16 protein-coding genes are annotated in these 20,250 nt (G+C 59.9%); 8 read left to right on the top strand and 8 right to left on the bottom strand.

Annotated features, from left to right (window positions below; genetic code table 11):
- Both ACQZ5Y_RS20400 and ACQZ5Y_RS20395 read right to left on the bottom strand, forming a co-directional pair.
- Positions 1 to 1,044, bottom strand: a complete 1,044-nt coding sequence (locus ACQZ5Y_RS20400) for a FecCD family ABC transporter permease (RefSeq protein ID WP_174051134.1) — start codon at positions 1,042 to 1,044, stop codon at positions 1 to 3.
- Positions 1,041 to 2,051: an iron-siderophore ABC transporter substrate-binding protein gene (locus ACQZ5Y_RS20395; RefSeq protein ID WP_174051132.1), complete on the bottom strand. Its 1,011-nt coding sequence runs from the start codon at positions 2,049 to 2,051 to the stop codon at positions 1,041 to 1,043. Before ACQZ5Y_RS20395 ends, ACQZ5Y_RS20400 begins: the two co-directional genes overlap by 4 nt.
- Positions 2,052 to 2,273: 222 nt before the next feature.
- Between ACQZ5Y_RS20395 and ACQZ5Y_RS20390 the strand changes: the two genes are divergently transcribed.
- The gene (locus ACQZ5Y_RS20390; protein WP_174051130.1) at positions 2,274 to 4,394 is read left to right on the top strand and encodes a TonB-dependent siderophore receptor; all 2,121 of its coding nucleotides are present in this window, start codon (positions 2,274 to 2,276) and stop codon (positions 4,392 to 4,394) included.
- A 131-nt stretch (positions 4,395 to 4,525) separates the two neighbouring features.
- Here ACQZ5Y_RS20390 and ACQZ5Y_RS20385 read toward each other — a convergent pair whose 3' ends face one another.
- The gene (locus ACQZ5Y_RS20385) at positions 4,526 to 5,419 is read right to left on the bottom strand and encodes a helix-turn-helix domain-containing protein (RefSeq protein ID WP_198927084.1); all 894 of its coding nucleotides are present in this window, start codon (positions 5,417 to 5,419) and stop codon (positions 4,526 to 4,528) included.
- Between the two features lie 244 nt (positions 5,420 to 5,663).
- On the opposite strand from ACQZ5Y_RS20385, the gene ACQZ5Y_RS20380 reads away from it, so the two are divergent.
- Entirely contained in the window at positions 5,664 to 5,840 is a 177-nt protein-coding gene (locus ACQZ5Y_RS20380) for a hypothetical protein (protein ID WP_035200363.1), read from the top strand.
- Positions 5,841 to 5,896: 56 nt separating this feature from the next.
- Here ACQZ5Y_RS20380 and katG read toward each other — a convergent pair whose 3' ends face one another.
- A complete protein-coding gene (katG, locus tag ACQZ5Y_RS20375) occupies positions 5,897 to 8,068 on the bottom strand; it encodes a catalase/peroxidase HPI (RefSeq protein ID WP_112959421.1) in 2,172 nt (723 codons plus the stop codon).
- A 216-nt stretch (positions 8,069 to 8,284) separates the two neighbouring features.
- Here katG and ACQZ5Y_RS20370 point away from each other — a divergent pair, with 216 nt between their 5' ends.
- Positions 8,285 to 9,205, top strand: coding sequence for a hydrogen peroxide-inducible genes activator (locus ACQZ5Y_RS20370; RefSeq protein ID WP_174051128.1), 921 nt, complete (start codon positions 8,285 to 8,287; stop codon positions 9,203 to 9,205).
- A gap of 31 nt (positions 9,206 to 9,236) precedes the next feature.
- Here the strand turns inward: ACQZ5Y_RS20370 and ACQZ5Y_RS20365 are convergent, their stop codons facing one another.
- The 3 genes from ACQZ5Y_RS20365 to ACQZ5Y_RS20355 form a co-directional block, all read right to left on the bottom strand.
- The gene (locus ACQZ5Y_RS20365; RefSeq protein ID WP_174051126.1) at positions 9,237 to 10,217 is read right to left on the bottom strand and encodes a DUF535 family protein; all 981 of its coding nucleotides are present in this window, start codon (positions 10,215 to 10,217) and stop codon (positions 9,237 to 9,239) included.
- A gap of 326 nt (positions 10,218 to 10,543) precedes the next feature.
- Positions 10,544 to 11,878 carry a sensor histidine kinase gene (locus ACQZ5Y_RS20360; RefSeq protein ID WP_111799963.1) on the bottom strand — a complete coding sequence of 445 codons (1,335 nt, stop codon included), beginning with the start codon at positions 11,876 to 11,878 and terminating at the stop codon, positions 10,544 to 10,546.
- Positions 11,875 to 12,549, bottom strand: a complete 675-nt coding sequence (locus ACQZ5Y_RS20355) for a response regulator transcription factor (RefSeq protein ID WP_004431205.1) — start codon at positions 12,547 to 12,549, stop codon at positions 11,875 to 11,877. Before ACQZ5Y_RS20355 ends, ACQZ5Y_RS20360 begins: the two co-directional genes overlap by 4 nt.
- A 189-nt stretch (positions 12,550 to 12,738) precedes the next feature.
- Here ACQZ5Y_RS20355 and ACQZ5Y_RS20350 point away from each other — a divergent pair, with 189 nt between their 5' ends.
- Positions 12,739 to 13,887 carry an efflux RND transporter periplasmic adaptor subunit gene (locus ACQZ5Y_RS20350; protein WP_025594956.1) on the top strand — a complete coding sequence of 383 codons (1,149 nt, stop codon included), beginning with the start codon at positions 12,739 to 12,741 and terminating at the stop codon, positions 13,885 to 13,887.
- Position 13,888: 1 nt separating this feature from the next.
- Positions 13,889 to 17,035, top strand: coding sequence for an efflux RND transporter permease subunit (locus tag ACQZ5Y_RS20345; protein WP_174051124.1), 3,147 nt, complete (start codon positions 13,889 to 13,891; stop codon positions 17,033 to 17,035).
- A gap of 21 nt (positions 17,036 to 17,056) precedes the next feature.
- Here the strand turns inward: ACQZ5Y_RS20345 and ACQZ5Y_RS20340 are convergent, their stop codons facing one another.
- A complete protein-coding gene (locus ACQZ5Y_RS20340) occupies positions 17,057 to 17,599 on the bottom strand; it encodes an NUDIX hydrolase (protein WP_174051123.1) in 543 nt (180 codons plus the stop codon).
- A gap of 113 nt (positions 17,600 to 17,712) precedes the next feature.
- Here ACQZ5Y_RS20340 and ACQZ5Y_RS20335 point away from each other — a divergent pair, with 113 nt between their 5' ends.
- The 3 genes from ACQZ5Y_RS20335 (at position 17,713) to ku (ending at position 20,250) form a co-directional block, all read left to right on the top strand.
- Positions 17,713 to 18,357 (top strand): DUF47 domain-containing protein, encoded by a 645-nt coding sequence (locus tag ACQZ5Y_RS20335; protein ID WP_004431197.1) that lies wholly within the window; start codon positions 17,713 to 17,715, stop codon positions 18,355 to 18,357.
- Complete coding sequence (locus ACQZ5Y_RS20330; RefSeq protein WP_004431194.1) at positions 18,357 to 19,361, top strand: inorganic phosphate transporter; 1,005 nt, start codon at positions 18,357 to 18,359, stop codon at positions 19,359 to 19,361. Before ACQZ5Y_RS20335 ends, ACQZ5Y_RS20330 begins: the two co-directional genes overlap by 1 nt.
- 97 nt (positions 19,362 to 19,458) lie before the next feature.
- Positions 19,459 to 20,250: a non-homologous end joining protein Ku gene (gene ku, locus ACQZ5Y_RS20325; protein WP_174051122.1), complete on the top strand. Its 792-nt coding sequence runs from the start codon at positions 19,459 to 19,461 to the stop codon at positions 20,248 to 20,250.

Here is a 20,250-nt window from a genome sequence, read left to right as displayed (position 1 = left end):
TCACAGTTCGCGTACCCGCTGACGTCTGACGATCCAGATGAAGAAAGGTGCGCCGACAACGGCGGTGACGATACCGACATCGAGTTCGGATGGCCGCGCCACGATGCGCCCGACAATATCAGCCGCAAGCAGCAGACAGGCGCCGCCGAGCGCGGAAAATGGCAGAAGCCAGCGATTGTCGACGCCAACGAGCAGGCGGCAGAGATGCGGAACGACCAGCCCAACGAAACCGATTGGCCCGCAGATGGCAGTCGCCGCACCGCAGAGGAGGATAGCTCCAAAGGATGCGATGGCTCTCGCGACTACGACATTCTCGCCAAGACCGGCAGCCAACTCATCACCAAGCGCGAGAGAATTCAGCTTGCGTGCCGAAAGAAGGCTGATGGCAAAACCGGCGGCGAGGAACGGCAGCACGGTCTCAATCCGGTCAAAGGTCGCACCACCGACACCTCCGATCTGCCAGGAACGGATGCCGCCGGCAATATCGCTGCGCGGCAACACGACGGCAATGACGAGTGAGGAGAAGGCGACAGAGGTGGCGGCACCGGCCAGAGCGAGTTTCAGCGGCGTTGCCCCACCGCGTCCGAGCGAGCCGACGACATAAACGAAAACCGCAGCCGCACCCGCCCCGACAATCGCCGTGATGATAAAGGCCTGCGCCGAGGCAATGCCGAACCAGACGATGGCGATAACGACGGCAAGTGATGCGCCCATATTGACGCCAAGAATACCGGGATCGGCAAGCGGATTGCGCGTAACGCCCTGCATGATGGCGCCAGCTAGCCCGAGCGCTGCCCCGGACAGCAGGGCAAGCAGCGTTCGCGGCAGGCGAACCGCAACAGCCGCTTCCGCCACCGTCTCGACGCGACCGGCAAGCGCTGCCGTGATGTCAGCGAACGTGACGTCACGGGTGCCAATCGCCACGGAAAGCGCACATAGCAGCGCCAGAAGCGCCAGCACGGCGCTGAGCCATGCGGTCCGCATGCGGTTGGAGCGGCCGCTCGGCAGCACGGCCGGACCTTTGGCAGGCCCTTCCATTGTCATTTCGCTTTACCGGAGGACTTATCCGCTGCTTTCGCCAGAAGATCGGCGTAATCCTTCAAAACCCAGGAAATCGACAGCGGTGTGGGATTGGATGCGGTGCCGAGCGGATCACGCCCCAGCATGACGATGGCGTCATGGGCAACGGCGGGCATGCGGGCAAGCAGCGGATCGGCCCGCATCGCCTTGAGCAATGGCTGGCTGCCATAGGTTACGACGATATCGACGTCGTCAAAGGCATCGACGCGCTCGGCGCTGACGCCGGCGGCGAATTGCCCCGGTTTCGTCGCCTCCGCGACGCTCTTCGGCGAGGTCAGCCCAAGATCGGTGAAAAATTTCACCCGGCTGTCATTGGCGGTATAAAAATTGACGACACTGAGATTGGTGGCATCGAGATGGGTGACGAACATCGCCGACTTGCCCTTCAGCTGCGGATGGCCGGCAACCACCTGCGCGATCTCACCCTCGATGCGTTTGATCAGCGCCTCACCTTCCGCCGCCATGCCAAGCCCGGCACTGTTCAGCCGGATCATCTCGCGCCAGTCGGTTGCCCACGGTGACACGGGATAGGCAACGACCGGTGCGATCTGGCTTAGCGTATCGTAGTCGGACTGGCTGAGGCCGGAATAGGCGGCGAGGATGACATCCGGCTGCGTTGCCGCCACGGCCTCGAAATCGATACCATCACCCTCGTCGAACAGAACAGGCTTTGCAGCACCCATTTCAGAAAGCTGCTTCGCTACCCACGGCAGCAATCCATCACCGTCATCATCGCCGAAATTGGCAGCGGCAAAACCGACGGGCACGATGCCGAGCGCCAGCGGCACCTCGTGGTTTGCCCAGGCGACGGTCGCGACACGCTGAGGTTTCCTCGCAATCGTGGTCGTGCCGAAGGCGTGTTTGATGACGACGGGATAGCGCGTCGCCTCTTCCGCCGAAGCAATGGCTGGCGCGATCATCGACAGGAAAAACACGAATGCCGGCGCGAGGCAGCGAAACAGGAAAAGCATGGGCGAAGCTCTCAACGGTTCAAAAGTGGACTTGAACTCTCAGCTTCACATGCCCCCGTCAACCCCGGTGAGGAAATGCCGCCACAACAGTGGTGAAATTTCCGGGGTTTTGTACAAAACCGCAAAAAGTTACAATACCGGACAACCTTTCTCAAGTTATTGGGCGCTTCGAGAGCGGGCCGTGGATGCGGCGATTGGGGCATCAACTTCTGGAATTTAGCAATGAACACTGAAATGAATGGCATCAACGGCAGGACCGCGCGACTGCGCTACGGGCAGGCAGCCCTTCTTGCCTGCACGGCGCTTGTGACGGTACTGCCCGCTCGTTCGCTGGCGCAGGAGGCCGCCAATACGGGCGGAAGCACGGTTCTCGAGCGCATCACCATCGACAGCGGTGACAATGACCAGAAGTCCATCGTCGCAACCCGCACGACAAGCGGCAGCAAGATGGCAACCGACATTCTCGATACGCCGGCCGCCGTTTCGGTCATCACCGCCAAGGAAATGCAGCAGCGTGGCGTGCAGACCGTGGAAGAAGCCTTGCAATACACGGCAGGTGTGACCGCGGATTTCTACGGCTCGGACGACCGTTTCGACTATTTCAAGATTCGCGGTTTCGACGCCTACACCTATCGCGACGGGCTGACGCTCGGCCGTCCCTTCGGCGCGCTGCGCGAAGAGACCTATGCCTATGAGCGCGTGGAAGTCCTGAAGGGCGGCAATTCCACGACCTTTGGCGTATCCGATCCCGGCGGTTCGGTGAACTACTCGACCAAGGTTCCCAAACGCAGCCGCTTTGGTGAGGCCTATGTGACAGGCGGTTCCTATAGCCGCGCAGAAACCGGCTTCGATTTCGGCGACAACATTACCAGCGACGATACCCTGTCATACCGCCTGACCGGCAAGCTCAGAAATGCCGACGCGGAATATGACTATTCCCGCGACGATGAAAAATTCTTCATGGGCGGCCTGACATGGCGGCCCACCGATGCCACCAGCCTCACCGTCGTTTACGATCATCTCAACAAGGACGGCGTTCCCGGCGGCGGCGGCCATCCGGTCGGCTCGCATTTCGACAGAAGCCGTTTCTTCGGTGAACCGGACTATAATTACCGCGGCACCAACCGCAATTCGCTGAGCGTGATGTTCGACCATGATTTCGGCTCTGGCCTGACGCTGAGTTCGAACGCGCGCTACAGCAAGGCAAATACCGATTTCGGTTATGCGTATATCTCGTCCACACCGACCAATGGCTCGACCATCGCCAACCGTTCCTATTTCGGCAACGAGACCGAAACCGAGAATTTCCTGATCGACACCCGGCTGCAATATGACGCGACGTTCGAAAGCGTCGAAAGCCGCAGCCTTGTCGGCGTTTTTTATAACGACTACTCGTCCGGCAGCAAAAGCTACTTCGGTTCTGCGCCAGGCATCAACTGGCTGAACCCGGTCTATACCGGTGCGCCCGCGTCGGTGCCGCTCTACGCCAGCTCGCTGACGGATCAAAAGACAAGGGCACTCTACCTCCAGCAGGACCTGACCTTCTTCGACAGGCTTACCGTCAGCGCCGGTCTGCGCAATGACTGGATCGACACCGACCAGACCAACAGGCTGAACGGCACGACGGCAAGCGGCGACATCAGCGAACTGACAAAGCGCATCGGCGTGTCTTACAAGGTCACGAACGAGATCGCGCCCTATATCAGCTACGCCGAATCCGTGGTGCCGGCCTCGGGCCTGACCGTCGAGCCCGAACGCGGCGAGCAGATCGAGCTTGGCGTGAAGTATCGCCCGGATGCCTTCCCTGCCCTGTTCACGGCATCGATCTACGACCTCAAGAAAAACAATATTACCGTCACCAGCCCGATCACCAGCCTGCCCACCACCATCGGCGAGGTGCGCGTGCGTGGTCTCGACCTCGAGGCCAAGGCGGAGGTTACCGACGAGCTGAGCCTGACGGCGGCCTATTCCTATCTCAACGCGGAAATCACCGAAAACGGCATCGCTGGCAATGTCGGCAACCGCCCGCAATTCGTGCCTGAACATCAGGCCTCGCTTTGGGTAAACTACACGCTGGCCGGCAACGACAAACGCGGCGACATGACCTTCGGGCTCGGCGGACGCTTCACCGGCTCGTATTATTTTGATGACGCGAACAAGGTGTCGACCGGCAGCAGCGTGACCATGGACGCAGCGTTCAGCTACAAAATCCAAGAAACCACCTCGCTGGAGGTGAATGTTTCCAACCTCTTCAACGAGAAGCACGTCTCTTATGGCGGTTTCGGCGCAGACTTCTACAACCCCGGCCGAGCGTTCTCGGCTACGCTGCGCAAGACGTGGTGAGGGTAAGTATATCTCTACTTTTCACCATACTACGTAACCATCCTAACGTTCCACGTCATCACCTGGGGTGACGTGGAACGAAGCTCGAGGCATGCGCCGAACCCGCTCCGCATAGACGGCAAGGCGACCATTCAAAGCAGCCTGTGCATGCGCCGCCAGGCGGCTGGCGTATTGCCCACGGACTGGCGGAAGGCTTTGGTCAAATGGGCCTGATCGGAAAAGCCTAGCTGGGCGGCAATATCGGCCACCGTCAGATCGCCTTCGAGCAACAGTTTCTGGGCAAGGCTTATCCGCCGCTCCAGTTGCCATTGCAGCGGCGTCTTGCCCGTTGTCTGGCGGAACACCGTTGCGAACCAGCTTTCCGAAAGCCCGACGATGTCGGCCATTTCTGCAACCGTCATGCGGTCGTCACCGCGGCTTTCGACACGGAAAAGCAACTTGTTCATCTGCGCCTGCGTCAGCCTGCCATTTACCTGTTCCGGCGAAGATCCGGGAATATCGAGAAGACCGGCAACGATGCTGCCAACAAGGCTTTCCGCATAGACCGCATGTTTCGAAGGCTCGGCGAGTTCATCGACAAGCAGTCCAGCCAGTGTTTCGACCGAACCGATATCCTGTATCTCGACCGGGCGGCGCAAGGCTGTCATCGCCGCCGAACTGCCGACCGATGGCGACAGGAAACGCAGCAGGCGGTCCTTGTGGATATGCAGATTGAGATGCGAAAACCTGTGCGTAGCATTGCTGCTCGTCCACATCGGAACACCGGCCGGCACATAGACCGCCCGCGTCATGGGGCGGGAATGCTGCGTGAACTCGCCGTCGCGGTTGGAAATGCTGATGCGCGACGAGACATCGTTGAAGAATATCATGATACGTGGATCGGCGGCCAGGTAATAACCCTTCGCGCCCATCTGGCTCTCTGCCTCCCAGAAGGCGCTGACGAGCCCGTCCAGCTGGCGCCATTTGACCGGCGCAGTGACGCTGATCCCTTCCGTGTGCCAGGTCATGGAGTGCCAGAAACTCAATGCGGGTACCGTTCAGTTGTCGAGCCGAGGTTGTAAGACATGCGCGTCACGATAACGGCGCCGCACGCTCCACCATATGAGGCCGCAATAACATGACTTATCAATTCATGTTAATAGCAAAGATGGTTGTAATGCAAAACATTGCTGTGCTGCCAGTCGATCCCGCTCCAATGTGAGCCTTGGAACCTCTGCCCCGACCAGCCGTTTGATCTCCAGACAAATGAAATCACGAAGGGAGATCACTATGAACGACAAAAGGGAACCCGGCGATTTCGCCGACAAGAAGCGCGAAGAGCAGGGCCGCGGCGTCATCGTCGCTGGGCCGGATGCGCATGAGAATGAAAAGGGCGGCAAGGCGCCGGGGGATAGTGGCGAAAAGCCATCACCCGAAAAACCGGTTCCATCCTCAGACCGCAGATAGAAAATTGCCCCTCCCTGATCGCTCAGGGAGGGGCTTTTTTGGACTAGTCAGCCTTATCAGACAAGGTCGAAACGGTCGGCGTTCATGACCTTCGTCCAGGCGGCGACGAAATCACGCACGAACTTTTCCTTGTTGTCGTCCTGCGCATAAACTTCCGCGTAGGCACGCAGGATTGAGTTGGAGCCGATAACGAGGTCAACGCGGGTCGCCGTATATCGGGTTGCTCCGGACTTGCGATCGCGAATCTCATAGAGATTGCCGCCGGTCGGAACCCAGGAATAGGCCATATCCGTCAGCGTTGCGAAGAAATCGGTGGTCAGAGCACCTGGGGTCTGCGTGAACACACCATGCGCTGCGCCGCCGTAATTGGCGCCAATGACGCGCAAGCCACCGATGAGAACTGTCAGTTCCGGCGCGGTGAGGCCCAGAAGCTGAGCGCGGTCCAGCAGCAGTTCTTCAGGGCTGACGACATAGTCCTTCTTCACCCAGTTGCGGAAACCATCCGCCAGCGGCTCGAGCGGCGCAAAGCTGTCTGCATCAGTCTGCTCGGCTGAGGCATCGCCACGACCGGGTGCAAAAGGCACGGCGACATCGAAGCCGGCTGATTTCGCCGCCTGCTCAACACCGTAGTTGCCGGCGAGAACGATGACATCAGCGATGCTGGCGCCGGTTTCACGGGCAATCGGCTCCAGCACCGAAAGCACATGAGCCAAACGGGCGGGCTCGTTGCCTTCCCAGTCCTTCTGCGGCGCAAGGCGGATGCGCGCACCATTGGCGCCGCCGCGCTTGTCCGAACCACGGAAGGTACGGGCGCTGTCCCATGCGGTCGAGACCAGATCGGCGACCGCCAGACCGGAAGCGGCGATCTTTGCCTTTACGGTAGCGACATCGTAGCTCGTGGAACCTGCCGGGATGGGATCCTGCCAGATCAGGTCTTCTGCGGGAACATCCGGGCCGAAGTAGCGGGACTTCGGGCCCATGTCGCGGTGGGTCAGCTTGAACCATGCGCGGGCAAAGACCTCGGAGAAGTGGTCCTGGTCATCCTTGAACTTCAGCGAAATCTCGCGGTAGATCGGATCGACCTTCAGGGCCATGTCGGCATCGGTCATCATCGGGATGGTGCGGATCGAGGGATCCTCGACGTCAACAGGCTTGTCCTCTTCGGCAATGGTGATCGGCGCCCACTGGGACGCGCCAGCAGGGCTGTGCGTCAATGTCCACTCATGCTTGAACAGCATGTCGAAGAAGCCGTTGTCCCACTTGGTCGGTTCGCTTGTCCAGGCACCTTCAATACCGGACACCACGGTGTCACGGCCGATGCCGCGACCCTTGGTGTTGATCCAGCCGAGACCCTGATATTCGGGGCCTGCTGCTTCCGGATCGGGGCTGAGGTTGGCGGCGCTGCCATTGCCGTGCGACTTGCCGATGGTGTGGCCGCCTGCGGTGAGCGCGACGGTTTCTTCGTCATCCATGCCCATGCGGGCAAAGGTTTCGCGCATCTGCGCGGCTGTCGCAAGCGGATCGGACTTGCCGTTGACGCCTTCCGGATTGACGTAGATGAGACCCATCTGCACGGCGGCAAGCGGATTTTCGAGCGTCTCAGGCTTGGTTACGTCACCGTAACGACCATCGCTCGGTGCCAGCCATTCCTTTTCGTCACCCCAATAGGTGTCCTTTTCGGGAGCCCAGATATCCTCGCGGCCGAAGGCGAAACCGAACGTCTTCAGACCCGCGACATCATAAGCGATCGTTCCGGCAAGCGCGATGAGATCGGCCCAGGAAATCTTGTTGCCGTATTTCTTCTTGATCGGCCACAGCAGACGGCGGCCCTTATCGGTGTTCACATTGTCAGGCCAGGAATTGAGCGGTGCAAAGCGCTGGTTGCCGGTGTTGGCGCCGCCGCGTCCGTCCGTCACGCGGTAGGAACCGGCTGCATGCCAGGTCACGCGGGCCATCATGCCCACATAGCTGCCCCAGTCGGCCGGCCACCAGTCCTGGCTTTCCGTCATCAGGGCGCGCAGATCGGCCTTCAGGGCTTCCACGTCGAGCGTCTTTAGCGCTTCGCGGTAATTGAAGGAGGCGCCGAGCGGATTGGTCTTGGTGTCGTGCTGATGCAGGATATCGAGGTTCAGCGCGTTCGGCCACCATTCGGTAACCGATTTACCGGAGGCCGTATTGCCTCCATGCATGACGGGACACTTGCCAGCCGGTTTTGAAGTTGCGTCCATTTCGCCCTCCGATGGGTTTAGTAATTAAACGACATAGTCAATTCGACATGCGCAGCATGTTGGAACCACAGCCCACAGCAGTTCATCCTTACGGAAAGCGCGCAGTGACGCTGGTGATACCGAACAGCTACATCCTCTTTCTGTCATGACGATGACTAACAGCCGGGTTCCATAATTTCCAATTGTATATTCTAAAGGCTGCGATATGCTCAGCTTATGATTGGACTATCGATGAAACACCTGCGTTATTTCGACGCCTTGGCGAAGATCGGCCATTTCGGGCGGGCAGCGGAGGCGTGCTCCATTTCCCAGCCAGCACTTTCGCTACAGATCAGGGAACTTGAAGAGCTGATCGGCGCGCCTCTCGTCGAACGGGGCAGCCGCCAGATAAGGCTGACCGCTCTCGGCGATGAATTCGCCGAACGCACCCGCCTGATCCTGCGTTCGGTGGATGAATTGCAGGATTTGGCGAGGGCAAGGCACGGCCCGCTCAGCGGCCGCCTGCGCATCGGCGTCATTCCAACGGTCGCGCCCTATCTTTTACCGCAGGTCATCAAGACGCTCACCCGGCATTATCCGGGACTGGAAACGCGCCCGCGCGAGGCGGTGACACAGAAACTGATCGAGGACCTCCTGGAAGCCCGGCTGGACATGGCAATCGTCGCGCTTCCGGTGTCTGAAGCGTCGCTGGAAGAGGTTCCGCTGTTTTCCGAGGAATTCATTCTGGTCCGGCCGATGGAGGATGCGGGGATGCCGGTGCCAAGCGCCGGCAAGCTCGGTGAAATGCGCCTGCTGCTGCTCGAGGAAGGCCATTGTTTCCGCAATCAGGCACTGTCTTTCTGCAGTACAACGAACGCGCCGCCGCGCGTGCTGATGGAGGGCAGTTCGCTCTCGACACTGGTCCAGATGGTCGGCGCCGGCATCGGCGTCACGCTCATTCCGCAGATGGCTGTCGATATGGAAACGCGGCAATCCACCGTCTCGGTATTTCGGCTGGCAGAGCCAAGACCATCCCGCACCATCGGCATGGTGTGGCGCAAGAGCAATCCGCTCTCGGCGCAGTTTACCAACATTGCCGAGATCGTCCGCGAATGCGGCCTGCAAAAACTCGGCCGTGTTGCCGATGCAGCGGCGTGACGGTGTCGAGGGCCAACTCGGATCTGCGGCCTCAACTCTTCACAGCACTCCCAGCGTTACCCTCGCAAAGCCGGGCGGCCATGGCAAAGAAGGCAAGCTTCATCTTGCTGCGTTTGTCCGCGCCCTCGAGGCTTGAAACCGGCACCTGAAAACCGAACACGTCGTCCGGCTCAGCGGAACGTTCCCGCCAGAATGCGTCTATGTCGGAAAGCAACATTTTCTGCCGCCGCGCGCGACGATAATTGATCGGATGTCGGGCGTGGGAGACGGCGAAATAGGAACCCGCTTCCGTCTCGATTACGCCTTGCAGCAGCATCAAAACGGCATCTTTCGGGCGAAGACCCGCAAGGTCGCGCGTTACTGCCACCATCTCCTGCTTTGCGGCGCGTGGCCCCTGCATGCCGCCAACAGCAATCGTCCTGTACCCGCCCCCATCCTGCGTCACGAAGATAAACTTCGTCGTCCACAAGGTGACGTCGTCACGGGTTCTGATCAACCGAACCGCGAGAGCGCCTTCGTGGCGGCCGCCACATAAATCCGCAAGAGCAAGCGTGCAGCGATATTCGTCAGCACGGCCGCCTATGGTACCGATTTCGATCGTTTTTCCACTCCAGAGCGCAGCCATAACCTCTCTGGAAAAACAACCGCTGGCGATGACGAAATTCTTCATGAGAAAATCCAGCCGTCTTCCATAAGAGATTTTGCCGACGAGGAATTTCGACAGGGGTTTCTGAAGAAGCTCGTCATGCGGCGGTGGCAGTTTTTGCGTCGCCGAGAATCGGGACAGAAACCGCCACCACCGCAGGGTTACAAGCGGATGAGCCAAAAAACGCATCCAGAAAAGGAAACCCCGTTTCCAGTGGGCTCGCATAACGAAGGTCGCAACGCTCCAGGCCAGGGGAAAACGGAGGAGTTCCAGCCCATCGCCAGTCATGGTTTGCGCAGCGATGACCGGCTCGGGTTTCGCCGAGTTTTTTTCCGCAGCGAATGCGGCGATTTCAGTATGCGACATCGTAAAATTCCGGGGAGTATGACTGTTTGGACTGGGGCGTGGAGTGATTTGGCCGGGACTGTGCGCGCCCAGGATGAACCGAATATGAAATCGGATTGGTGCTCTGCTGCGATTATTGGCGCTACGGCATTGCGCGAGGTTCCGGGCCGGCGACGCGCTTTCTACGCGCCGTCTTCTCGCCGGAAATCCGGAAGAAAACGATCCGGTGGGTGGGTCACTGTGTGTACTCCGGTTGGCACGGTTAATCCCGTGCCCACACATTATGACCGCGAACGTTGCGGCAGCATTACAATCGCCGCGACCGGTCTACAGCGCGCAAAGCGCAATCAGAATCGAACCCGGAACGTGCTTCCAGAGGGGTTGCTTTCCAGCACGATACGGCCGTTATGATTGGCGACGATCTTCTTGACGAGGCTGAGGCCAAGTCCGGCACCCGTGCTTTTCGGCGTGACCCGATAGAAAGGTTCGAATATCCGCTCCTGCTGGTCCTCGGGTATACCCTGCCCCTCGTCGGAAATCGCGATTTCGCCGTTTGCGAGAACCGAGACATGGATCAGCCCCTTGTTTCCACCATGGTCGATGGCGTTGCGCACGATATTGCTGATGGCGCGCGGCAGGGCGAAGGGGTTGCCTTGCATGTCGTATTTTTCGATCTGCGTTTCGAAGGAGATGTCGTAACCTGCCGAAAGCGCAAGCGGCGCGAGCTCTGCCACCACCGTGCGGGCGATATCGACCAGGTCCACCACCTCGCGCCGGTCGTTTACCTGATCGTTTCGCTCAAAGGCCAGAAGCTGTTCGGCGGTTTCACCGAGCCGCGCGACATCCCCCATCAGGCGCTGTTGGTCCGGTCCGGGCAGGCCCTCTATCCGGGTCTGCATGATTGCAATCGGCGTCCTCAATTCGTGCGCGGCATCGATCAGAAAACGTTGCCGCGCCTGGAACTGCTCTTCGAGCCGCTCGAGAACGCTGTTGAAGGAAACGATCAACGGAACGACTTCGCGCGGCACATCTTCGACGGGAAGCTTCGAACCCGGTCGTCGCGGGTCGATCTCCGGTGCTTTTTTGACGACGGAACTCAGGCCGGCAAGCGCCCGGCGCACAATGTGCGGCACGGAGAAAAACACCGCAGGCAAAAGAACCGCCAGCAGGGGGACATAAATCGGATAGGTGCCGGCAAGAAGCGTCAGAAACGACGCTCGTGCATTAGAGGTTCCGCCGAACATGATCCTGACGGGTCCCGACGTCGTCTCGATACTTTCAGCCGAAGCAACCTCGGATATGCCGCTGCCGCCGCGAATATCGGCGTCCGTCATCAGATGAACGTATCGCGCCAGTTCGGCGTAAACAGCCGGGACGGTTCCGAAGGTCGCCGCGTGACCGTCAGGTGTCGAGACCACGAACCACAACGTTTCATTCTTCGCCTTCAAGGCGCGTAATGCCGGCCCCTCGGTAACGACCAGACCCTTTTGCGGATCAAGCGAAAGCGACTCGTCAAGCGTCGCCGACAAATCGTTCCAGAGCCCGATATTGGGCGAGAGCTTCATCACCCCGTAAACGCAAAGCCCGACGATGACGACAGCGATCATGGAGGAGACGACAATGCTGAGCTGCCAGCTCAATTGCCACCACAAGGACGGATTGGACTTGCCCTGCGCTTTCATGTGTCTTCCCTGAGCAGATAACCGATGCCGCGAATATTATGCACGCTGACCCCGGCAGAAGCGTCGAGCAGGCGTTTGCGCAGTCGCGATATATGCGCATCGAGCGCATTGGACTGGATTTCCTCCTCGTAATTGTAGACGGCGGCCTCAAGGGTCGAGCGCAGCACGGATTTGCCCTTTCGTTTCGCCAGCGTGATGAGGACCATCAGCTCGCGCCTTGGCAGATCAAAGGGAAGCGAGTTGATCGTGACGCTGAGATGAAGCGGATCGATCACGATGCGGCCTGCAGCGATTTGCGACGGGGCGATGCTTGCCGGCCTTCTCAAAACCGCGCGCAGCCGCGCCAGCAGTTCGCCGACGAGAAACGGCTTGCCGAGATAGTCGTCGGCGCCGCCATTCAGCCCCTCGATCCGCTCCTCCGGTTCGTTCATCGCCGTCAATAAAATGATCGGCGTATCGATACCGGCGCGGCGCAGCTTTGGAATGAAGGTCAGCCCCTCCCCGTCCGGCAGACGACGGTCGAGCAGAATGGCATCATAGACATGCTGGCGCGCCAGCTCCATCGCATCGCCGAGCCGCATCGTATGATCGATGACGATCCCCTGCTTGCCGAGCGTCGTCGACAGCGCATCCGCCATTTCCTTTTCGTCCTCAATCAACAGAAGTCTCATTTGCCACCGTCCCTTCGCCCCCTCCTTGTCTGCCAGAAAGGTTGCGGCAGTATTGCGGCGCAGAAGATGCGGGCGGGTAATGCTGCTGCAATTATCAACACTTATCCAGAAGCCATCAGCCTGGAAGACAGGCGACATGACCGCTCGATCGGCGGTCACAGGATGAGTTTTGCCTGGAAGGATTATGTTATGTGGGTGAAAAGAACGATCAAGGCGGGGATCGCGCTTGCGGGCTGCGCTCTCGTCGTCACGGCTCTTGATCCGGCGCGCGGAAGCGTCGATGCGAACGAGCGCGTGAAGGGGATCGTGGCGTCAACCTCGATGAGCCCGGCCGGTATCCCGTTCGAACTGACGGCTGCGGAAATCGCAAGGATCGGCACACGAGCGATGGCGGAGCGGCTCAGCGTCAGTGGCGAACTTCAGCCGGTCAGCCGAGTCGTGATCCGCGCCCGCGAGGCTGGAAAAATTCTGGATATGAATGTCCGGGACGGACAGGCGGTGCGGGCGGGCGACCTGCTGGTACGGTTCGAAACCGAGGAACTGCAATCGACTCTCCTGCTGCGGCAGAGCGACCGGGATGCGGCCGAGGCCGAACTGACACTGGCGATGCAGGCCCTCACCCGAACCGAACAGCTAGCGTCAAAAAACATCGCATCGGCTGAACAGCTCGACAAGGCGAAGAGCGATGTCGTTGTGAAAACGGCAAGGCTTCAGAGCCTTTCGGCGCAGGTGGATATCGCCCGCCTTGCCCTTCGCAATGCCGAAATCCGCGCGCCTTTTGATGGCACCATTACTCGCCGGCAGGCAGAAACCGGCTCCCGCGTCAGTGCCGATGGTGAACTCATGACGCTGGTCGATACAAGCATGCTTGAGGCGAAGGTTCTCGTTGCCACGCGCGACATCCCACGTGTCGCCGTTGGCCAGACCGCCGAACTCGATATTGACGGCATCGGCGGCCAGCCTCTCAGAAGCACCGTTGAGCGCATCAGCCCGGTTGCCGAAGACGGGACGCGCTTTGTCGCCGTCTATCTGCGGCTTGCCAACCGCAACGGCCGGCTGTGGGGAGGAATGTTCGCCAGCGGGTCCATCCTCGTGCGCGAAAAAAACGATGCGCTTGTCGTTCCTGCAATCGCTCTTCGCAAAGACGAAACCGGCTACCATGTCCTTAAAGTCCTGAACGGCCATCTTCGCCGCCAGACGGTGGCGGTGGGCTCGCGCTGGAACGATGGCAGCCTGATCGAGATCGGCGCCGGTCTACAGGACGGTGAGACGATCCTGACCGCACCGCTTCCCGAATTGCAGCCCGACATGGCTGTTACGGTCGACAAGGCAGGCTGAGATGTTTCTGACCCGCATATCCGTCTCCCACCCTGTTTTCGCCACCATGATGATGGTGGCGCTTCTGGTCATGGGTCTTTTCTCGTTGCAGCGGCTGGGGCTCGACCTCTACCCCAATGTAGACGTTCCGGTCGTTGTGGTGTCCACCGCTTATCCGGGCGCCACGCCGGAAACGGTGGAGACAGAATTGACGCGCCCGGTCGAGGATGCGCTGAACGCCATCGGCGGTCTGGACGAGATCACGTCAACCTCCTACGAGGGACGCTCTGTCGTCGTCGCAAAATTCAAGCTCGAGGTTAAGAGCGCGACCGCAGCACAGGACGTGCGCGACAAGATCGCCGCCATCGATGCGAATTTCCCGCAAGAGGCCAAAAAGCCGGTCATATCCCGGTTCGATCCCGCCGCCGAGCCTATCCTGTCGGTGGCGATAAGCTCGACGTCGCTCGACATACCCGCACTCACCACCCTTGCCGACCAAAGGGTGCTGCGGCAACTGACGACCGTTCCCGGTGTCGGGCAGGCAACGCTGGTTGGCGCCCGCAAGCGGCAGATCGACATTGTGATCGACGATACCCGTATGCGCGCGCTTGGGATCGGCATTAACGAGGTGGTGAGCGCGCTACGCACCGGCAATAGCAACAGCCCGGCTGGAAGCCTTGTCGATACCGTTTCCGAACGCACGATCCAGGTGCAGGGCCGCATCGCCGAACCGCAGGCGCTGCTGGACATGGTCGTCGCCCGGCGCGGTGGCGCAGCCATTTATCTTCGCGACATCGCCGCACTCTCCGAAGGGGCTGCCGACGCCGAAAACCGTGCCCTCTATAATGGCCAGACTGCGCTGGCGATCGACATCGTCAAGGTTCAGGATGCCAACACGGTTCAGGTTGTCGCGGATGTGAGAAAGCGCCTGGACGCCCTCAATGCCGACCTTGTTCCGCAAAACGTGCAATTGCGGGTCATTACGGACACATCCATTCCCATCCGGGAATCCGTCACCCAAGTGCAGACGACGTTGATAGAAGGGGCGGCACTTGCCGTGGCCATCGTCTTCCTGTTCCTCAATTCCTGGCGCAGCACCGTCATCACCGGACTGACGCTGCCGATTGCGATCATCGGCACGCTGGCGGTCATTGATGTTATGGGCTTCACGCTCAATACACTGAGCCTCCTGGCGCTGACGCTTTCCATCGGCATTCTGGTGGATGACGCCATCGTCGTGCGCGAAAACATCACCCGTCACCTTCACATGGGGAAATCCCATATCCGCGCAGCACTCGACGGCACGAACGAAATAGGACTTGCGGTTATCGCGACAACGGCGACAATCGTGGCGGTCTTCCTGCCGGTCGCTTTCATGGACGGCATCGTCGGTCGGTTCTTCTATGAATTCGGCATCACCGTTTCAGCTGCCGTGCTGATCTCGCTTTTCGTCGCCTTCACGCTCGATCCGATGCTGTCGAGCGTCTGGTACGATCCGGATGCGCAACCCAACGCCCCGCGCGGGCCGGTGGGCCGGCTGGTTGCCCGTTTCGATCACGGCTTCGAATGGCTCGCCGATCAATATCGGCACGTGATCGGCTGGACATTGCACCACCGGCTCGTCACCCTGCTCGTCACATCAGGCATTTTTGTCGGCAGCCTGCTCATGGTGCCGTTGGTCGGTGCGGAATTCGTCCCGAATACGGATGAAGGCCGCTTCCAGATCAACGTCACGGCACCGGTCGGCTCCTCGCTGGATTACACCACGGCGAAGGTGCGGCAGGTCGAGAAGGCACTCCAGGAATTCCCGGAAGTCGAGATGCTCTATTCCACCGTCAATACCGGCGGCACCGTCGGTAAACATCGCGCCGCCGTTCTGGTGGGACTGGTGCCGCTGGAGATGCGCACCCGAACTCCGGTCACGCTGGCCGATCCGATCCGCAAACGCCTGTCGGCCATATCGGGCATAGAGGTCGCGATCCTGCAAAACGGCCTCGGCGGTGGCGAAAGCCCCGTCCAGCTCAGCATTCTCGGCGACGACCGGGCGATCCTCGAAAAGATCGCCGACGGCCTGATGGAAGACATGAAAAAGATCCCCGGCCTCGTGGATGTGACCTCAAGCACCCGCGACGTGACCTCCATCCTTTCGGTACGCCTGAAACGCGAGGCGGCAAGCGATCTCGGCATTTCCCGATCCGATCTTGCCGCAGCGCTCTCGCCGCTCATCGCCGGTGAGGACGTGTCGAAATGGACGGATGCGGGCGGTAACAGCTACGACATCGTCGTGCGCCTGCCCGGCGAGCGGCGTGCCGACACGACGAGGATCAGCGAGTTGATGATCGCCACCAGCCGCACGGCATCCAACGGCTCGCCCCTGATGGTGCGTCTGGATCAGGTCGCCGATATCACCACCGTGGAAGCACCCGCCGAAATCCGCCGCATCGACAATCGCCGCGAGGTGTTGGTTTCGGCCAACATATCCGGACGAGCGCTTGGCGAAGTGACAGATGTGTTGAAAACCCTTACCGCCGCCCGCGACCTGCCGGACGGCTACCGTATCCGCTTCGGCGGCGACGCCGAAACCATGGAGGAGACGGTCGGCCACATGGTCACCGCGCTCGCAATGGCGGTCATCTTCATCTACATCGTGCTCGCCTCGCAATTCGGCAGCTTCCTGCAACCGCTCGCGATCATGGCGTCGCTGCCGCTGTCTCTCATCGGCGTCCTCGTCGGGCTCTTGGTTGCCGGCAGCACGATCAACATGTTCTCGCTGATCGGCTTCATCATGTTGATGGGCCTCGTTACAAAGAACGGCATCCTGCTTGTCGATTTCGCCAACCGCGAAAGGAAGCGTCGACTTCCGCTCAACGAAGCGCTGGCAAGCGCCGGCATCATCCGCTTCCGCCCGATCATCATGACGACGCTTGCGATGATTTTCGGCATGATTCCGCTCGGTCTGGCTGTTGGCGGTGGCGGGGCGCAGCGCGCGCCGATGGCGCACGCAGTAATCGGCGGCCTCATCAGCTCCACCCTGCTCACCCTGATCGTCGTGCCGACAATCCTGTCTTACATCGACAGCATCACCCGGCGTTTCGCCCGCCTGCTACCGAAGGCACCGGACGAGATGGGGGAGACCGGATCGACCAAACGTTTATCTTCACCATCCTAGGTTCGCTGGTGACGTCTGCCGTCAGGACTTTTCCTCGGCCAGGCGTTTCCTCTTCCCCCTCGGGCGGAAGTCGACCAGAAGCGATTTCAGTTCGATTTCCCGGACGCGCCTTGCCGCCTCGTCCGGGCGAACCCATTCCAGAAGGCGTTCGCCGCGCTCCTTGAAACTCGTTTCCTCCCCGGTGATCTCGATCTGGAAGACATCGACAACGCAGGGAACGACATCGCCGTTGTCGAGCATCTTGAGATAGGTGTAGCGGCCAACGGCGTCCTTCCTCACGCGGCCACGAACGCCCGCTTCCTCCCACGCCTCGATCGCGGCAGCCTCATGCGGCTTCTTGCGTTTCATCGGCCAGCCGCGCGGAATGATCCAGCGTGCGCTGGTGCGGGAGGTGACGACGAGGATTTCGACCTCTTCGCCGCTTCCGGTATAACGGAAGCATAAGGCGGCATATTGCTGCCGGAAAGAGCCGGTGAACAGCTTTTCAGGAACAGCAGCAAGTTGCTGAAGCAATGTCAGGGAACGCGCCGGACGGGCTTTCCGGCTTTTCTTCATGGATTTCATATCCGTTGATACTGCCGATTTTCCGGGTTGCATCAATGCCCCGCGTGCATTTATGACAGTTTTATGACAATCACCCCCCACAACTAATAAAGCGCCATTGAGGGCCAATTCGCATGATGAGCATTTTTCGCAAGCTGATGCCGCGCGAGGACCGTTTCTTCGACATGTTTAGCAAACATTCGGAAACGGTCGTCAAAGCCGCCGCAGCTCTGGACCACCTTCTGAGCGGCGTCGACGTTGAGAAAAACTGCGACCTTATCGTCGCCCTCGAAGACCAGGCGGATGATATTACCCGCGACGTTCTGCTTGCGGTGCGCCGCAGCTTCATAACGCCCTTTGATCGTGGCGATATCAAGGACCTCATCCAGTCCATGGATGACGCCATCGACATGATGCACAAGACCGTCAAGACGATCCGGCTGTTCGAGCAAACCGAATTCGACCCGCTGATGCGCGAGATGGGCCACGAGATCGTGCGTGCGGCAAGCCTCGTCGCCGAAGCCATCCCGCTTCTGGAAAAGGTCGGCACCAATGCCCAGCGCCTGTCGGTGATTGCCGAAGAGGTTACCCGCGTCGAAGGGCGCTCCGACGAGCTTCATGACCAGGGCCTGAAGGACCTCTTCCGGCGCCATGGTGCGACCGGCAATGCCATGGCCTATATGATCGGCAGCGAGATCTACGGCGAACTCGAAAAGGTCGTCGACCGCTTCGAGGACGTGGCGAACGAGATCAGCGGCATCGTTATCGAGAACGTCTGATGGATGTCGCGCTTGCACTGCCGCTGCTTGTCGGCCTTATCGCCATCGCGCTGTTCTTCGATTTTCTGAACGGTCTCCACGACGCCGCAAATTCCATCGCCACCATCGTCTCCACCCGTGTATTGCGCCCGCAATATGCGGTGGCATGGGCGGCCTTCTTCAATTTCATCGCCTTCCTGTTCTTCGGCCTGCATGTGGCCGAAACGCTCGGCACCGGCATCATCGATCCGGCCATCGTTTCCCCGCAGGTCATCTTCGCGGCATTGATGGGCGCCATCGTCTGGAATATCGTAACCTGGATTTTCGGCATTCCCTCCAGCTCGTCACATGCCTTGATCGGCGGTCTCGTCGGTGCGGGCTTTGCGAAGGTCGGTTTCAATTCCATCGTCTGGTCGGGTCTTCTGAAAACCGTGGGCGCGATCTTCATGTCGCCGGCCATCGGCTTTTTCCTGGCACTGCTGCTGGTGCTTGCCGTCTCCTGGCTGTTCGTGCGCCAGACACCCTTCGCCGTGGATCGTACCTTCCGCATCATGCAGTTCATTTCCGCCTCGCTCTATTCGCTCGGCCACGGCGGCAATGACGCACAGAAGACCATGGGCATCATCGCTGTGCTGCTGTTCAGCCAGGGGCATCTTGGAGAGAGCTTCTACGTGCCGTTCTGGGTGGTGATCTCGTGCCAGTCGGCCATGGCGCTCGGCACACTGTTCGGCGGCTGGCGCATCGTGCACACCATGGGGTCGAAAATCACCAGGCTGAACCCGATGCAGGGGTTCTGCGCCGAAACCGGCGGTGCGCTGACACTTTTCGGCGCGACGTGGCTCGGCATTCCGGTGTCCACCACCCATACGATCACCGGCGCCATCATCGGCGTCGGTGCCGCACGTCGCGTCTCGGCGGTGCGTTGGGGCCTTGCGGGCAATATCGTCATTGCCTGGGTCGTGACCATGCCGGCCGCTGCCCTGATATCCGCATCTGTCTATGGTCTTACATCGCTGTTCGGCTGAGACAGAGTCCCGCCCTCTCTGCCAAAGCTCCCGGAACAAAAGCCACCCTGTGGTTGTTGATCCGGGGGACAACAGGCGACAAGGCGGATCGCGGATCATGGCACGGCAGGTTTTCTGGAAGGGCTATCTGAAGCTGTCGCTGGTGACGGCCGCAGTTTCGCTGACGCCTGCCACAACCGAAAGCAACAAATACCGCTTCCACGTTCTCAACCGCAAAACCGGCAATCGCGTCGAAAGCCGCTATGTCGACAGCGTTACCCACAAGCCGGTGGCCGCAAAGAACCAGGTGAAGGGTTTTCCCCGCGCTGAAGACGATTATGTGTTGCTAGAGGATGACGAGATCGATGCGGTCGCGCTCGAAAGCACCCGCACCATCGACATCCAGACCTTCGTACCCACAGGCTCTATCGACTGGATATGGTACGACCGGCCGCACTTCCTGCGCCCGGAAGACAAGATCGGCACGGAAGCCTTCAGCGTGATCCGGGAAGCCATGCGGGCAAACGGCGTTGTCGGCATTGCGCGGCTTGTTCTCTATCGCCGCGAAAGAGCGGTTCTGCTGGAACCGTCAGGCAAGGGCATCATTCTGTGGACCCTGCACTATGGCGAGGAGGTGCGCGAAAGCATCGACGCGCTGGATCCGAAGATGAAATTCGAAAAGCCGCTGCTGGAGGCAATGGAAAAACGCATCGGCAAACAGATGACGGGATGGAAACCGGCGCTGGTGCAGGATCCGATCCAGAAAAAGATCAGCGCTTTGCTAAAAACCAAGAGCAAGACCGTCTCTTCCCCGGAAACGAAGACCGGCACGAAAACCCGGACCGGCGGCAATGTCATCAACATCATGGATGCCTTGAAGAAAAGCCTTGCCTCGGACAAGAAAGGCTGA

The organism is Agrobacterium sp. A3-95 (assembly GCF_053521785.1).
The sequence above is the reverse complement of the archived record's forward strand: the minus strand, read 5'-3'. Positions and strand labels throughout refer to the sequence as shown.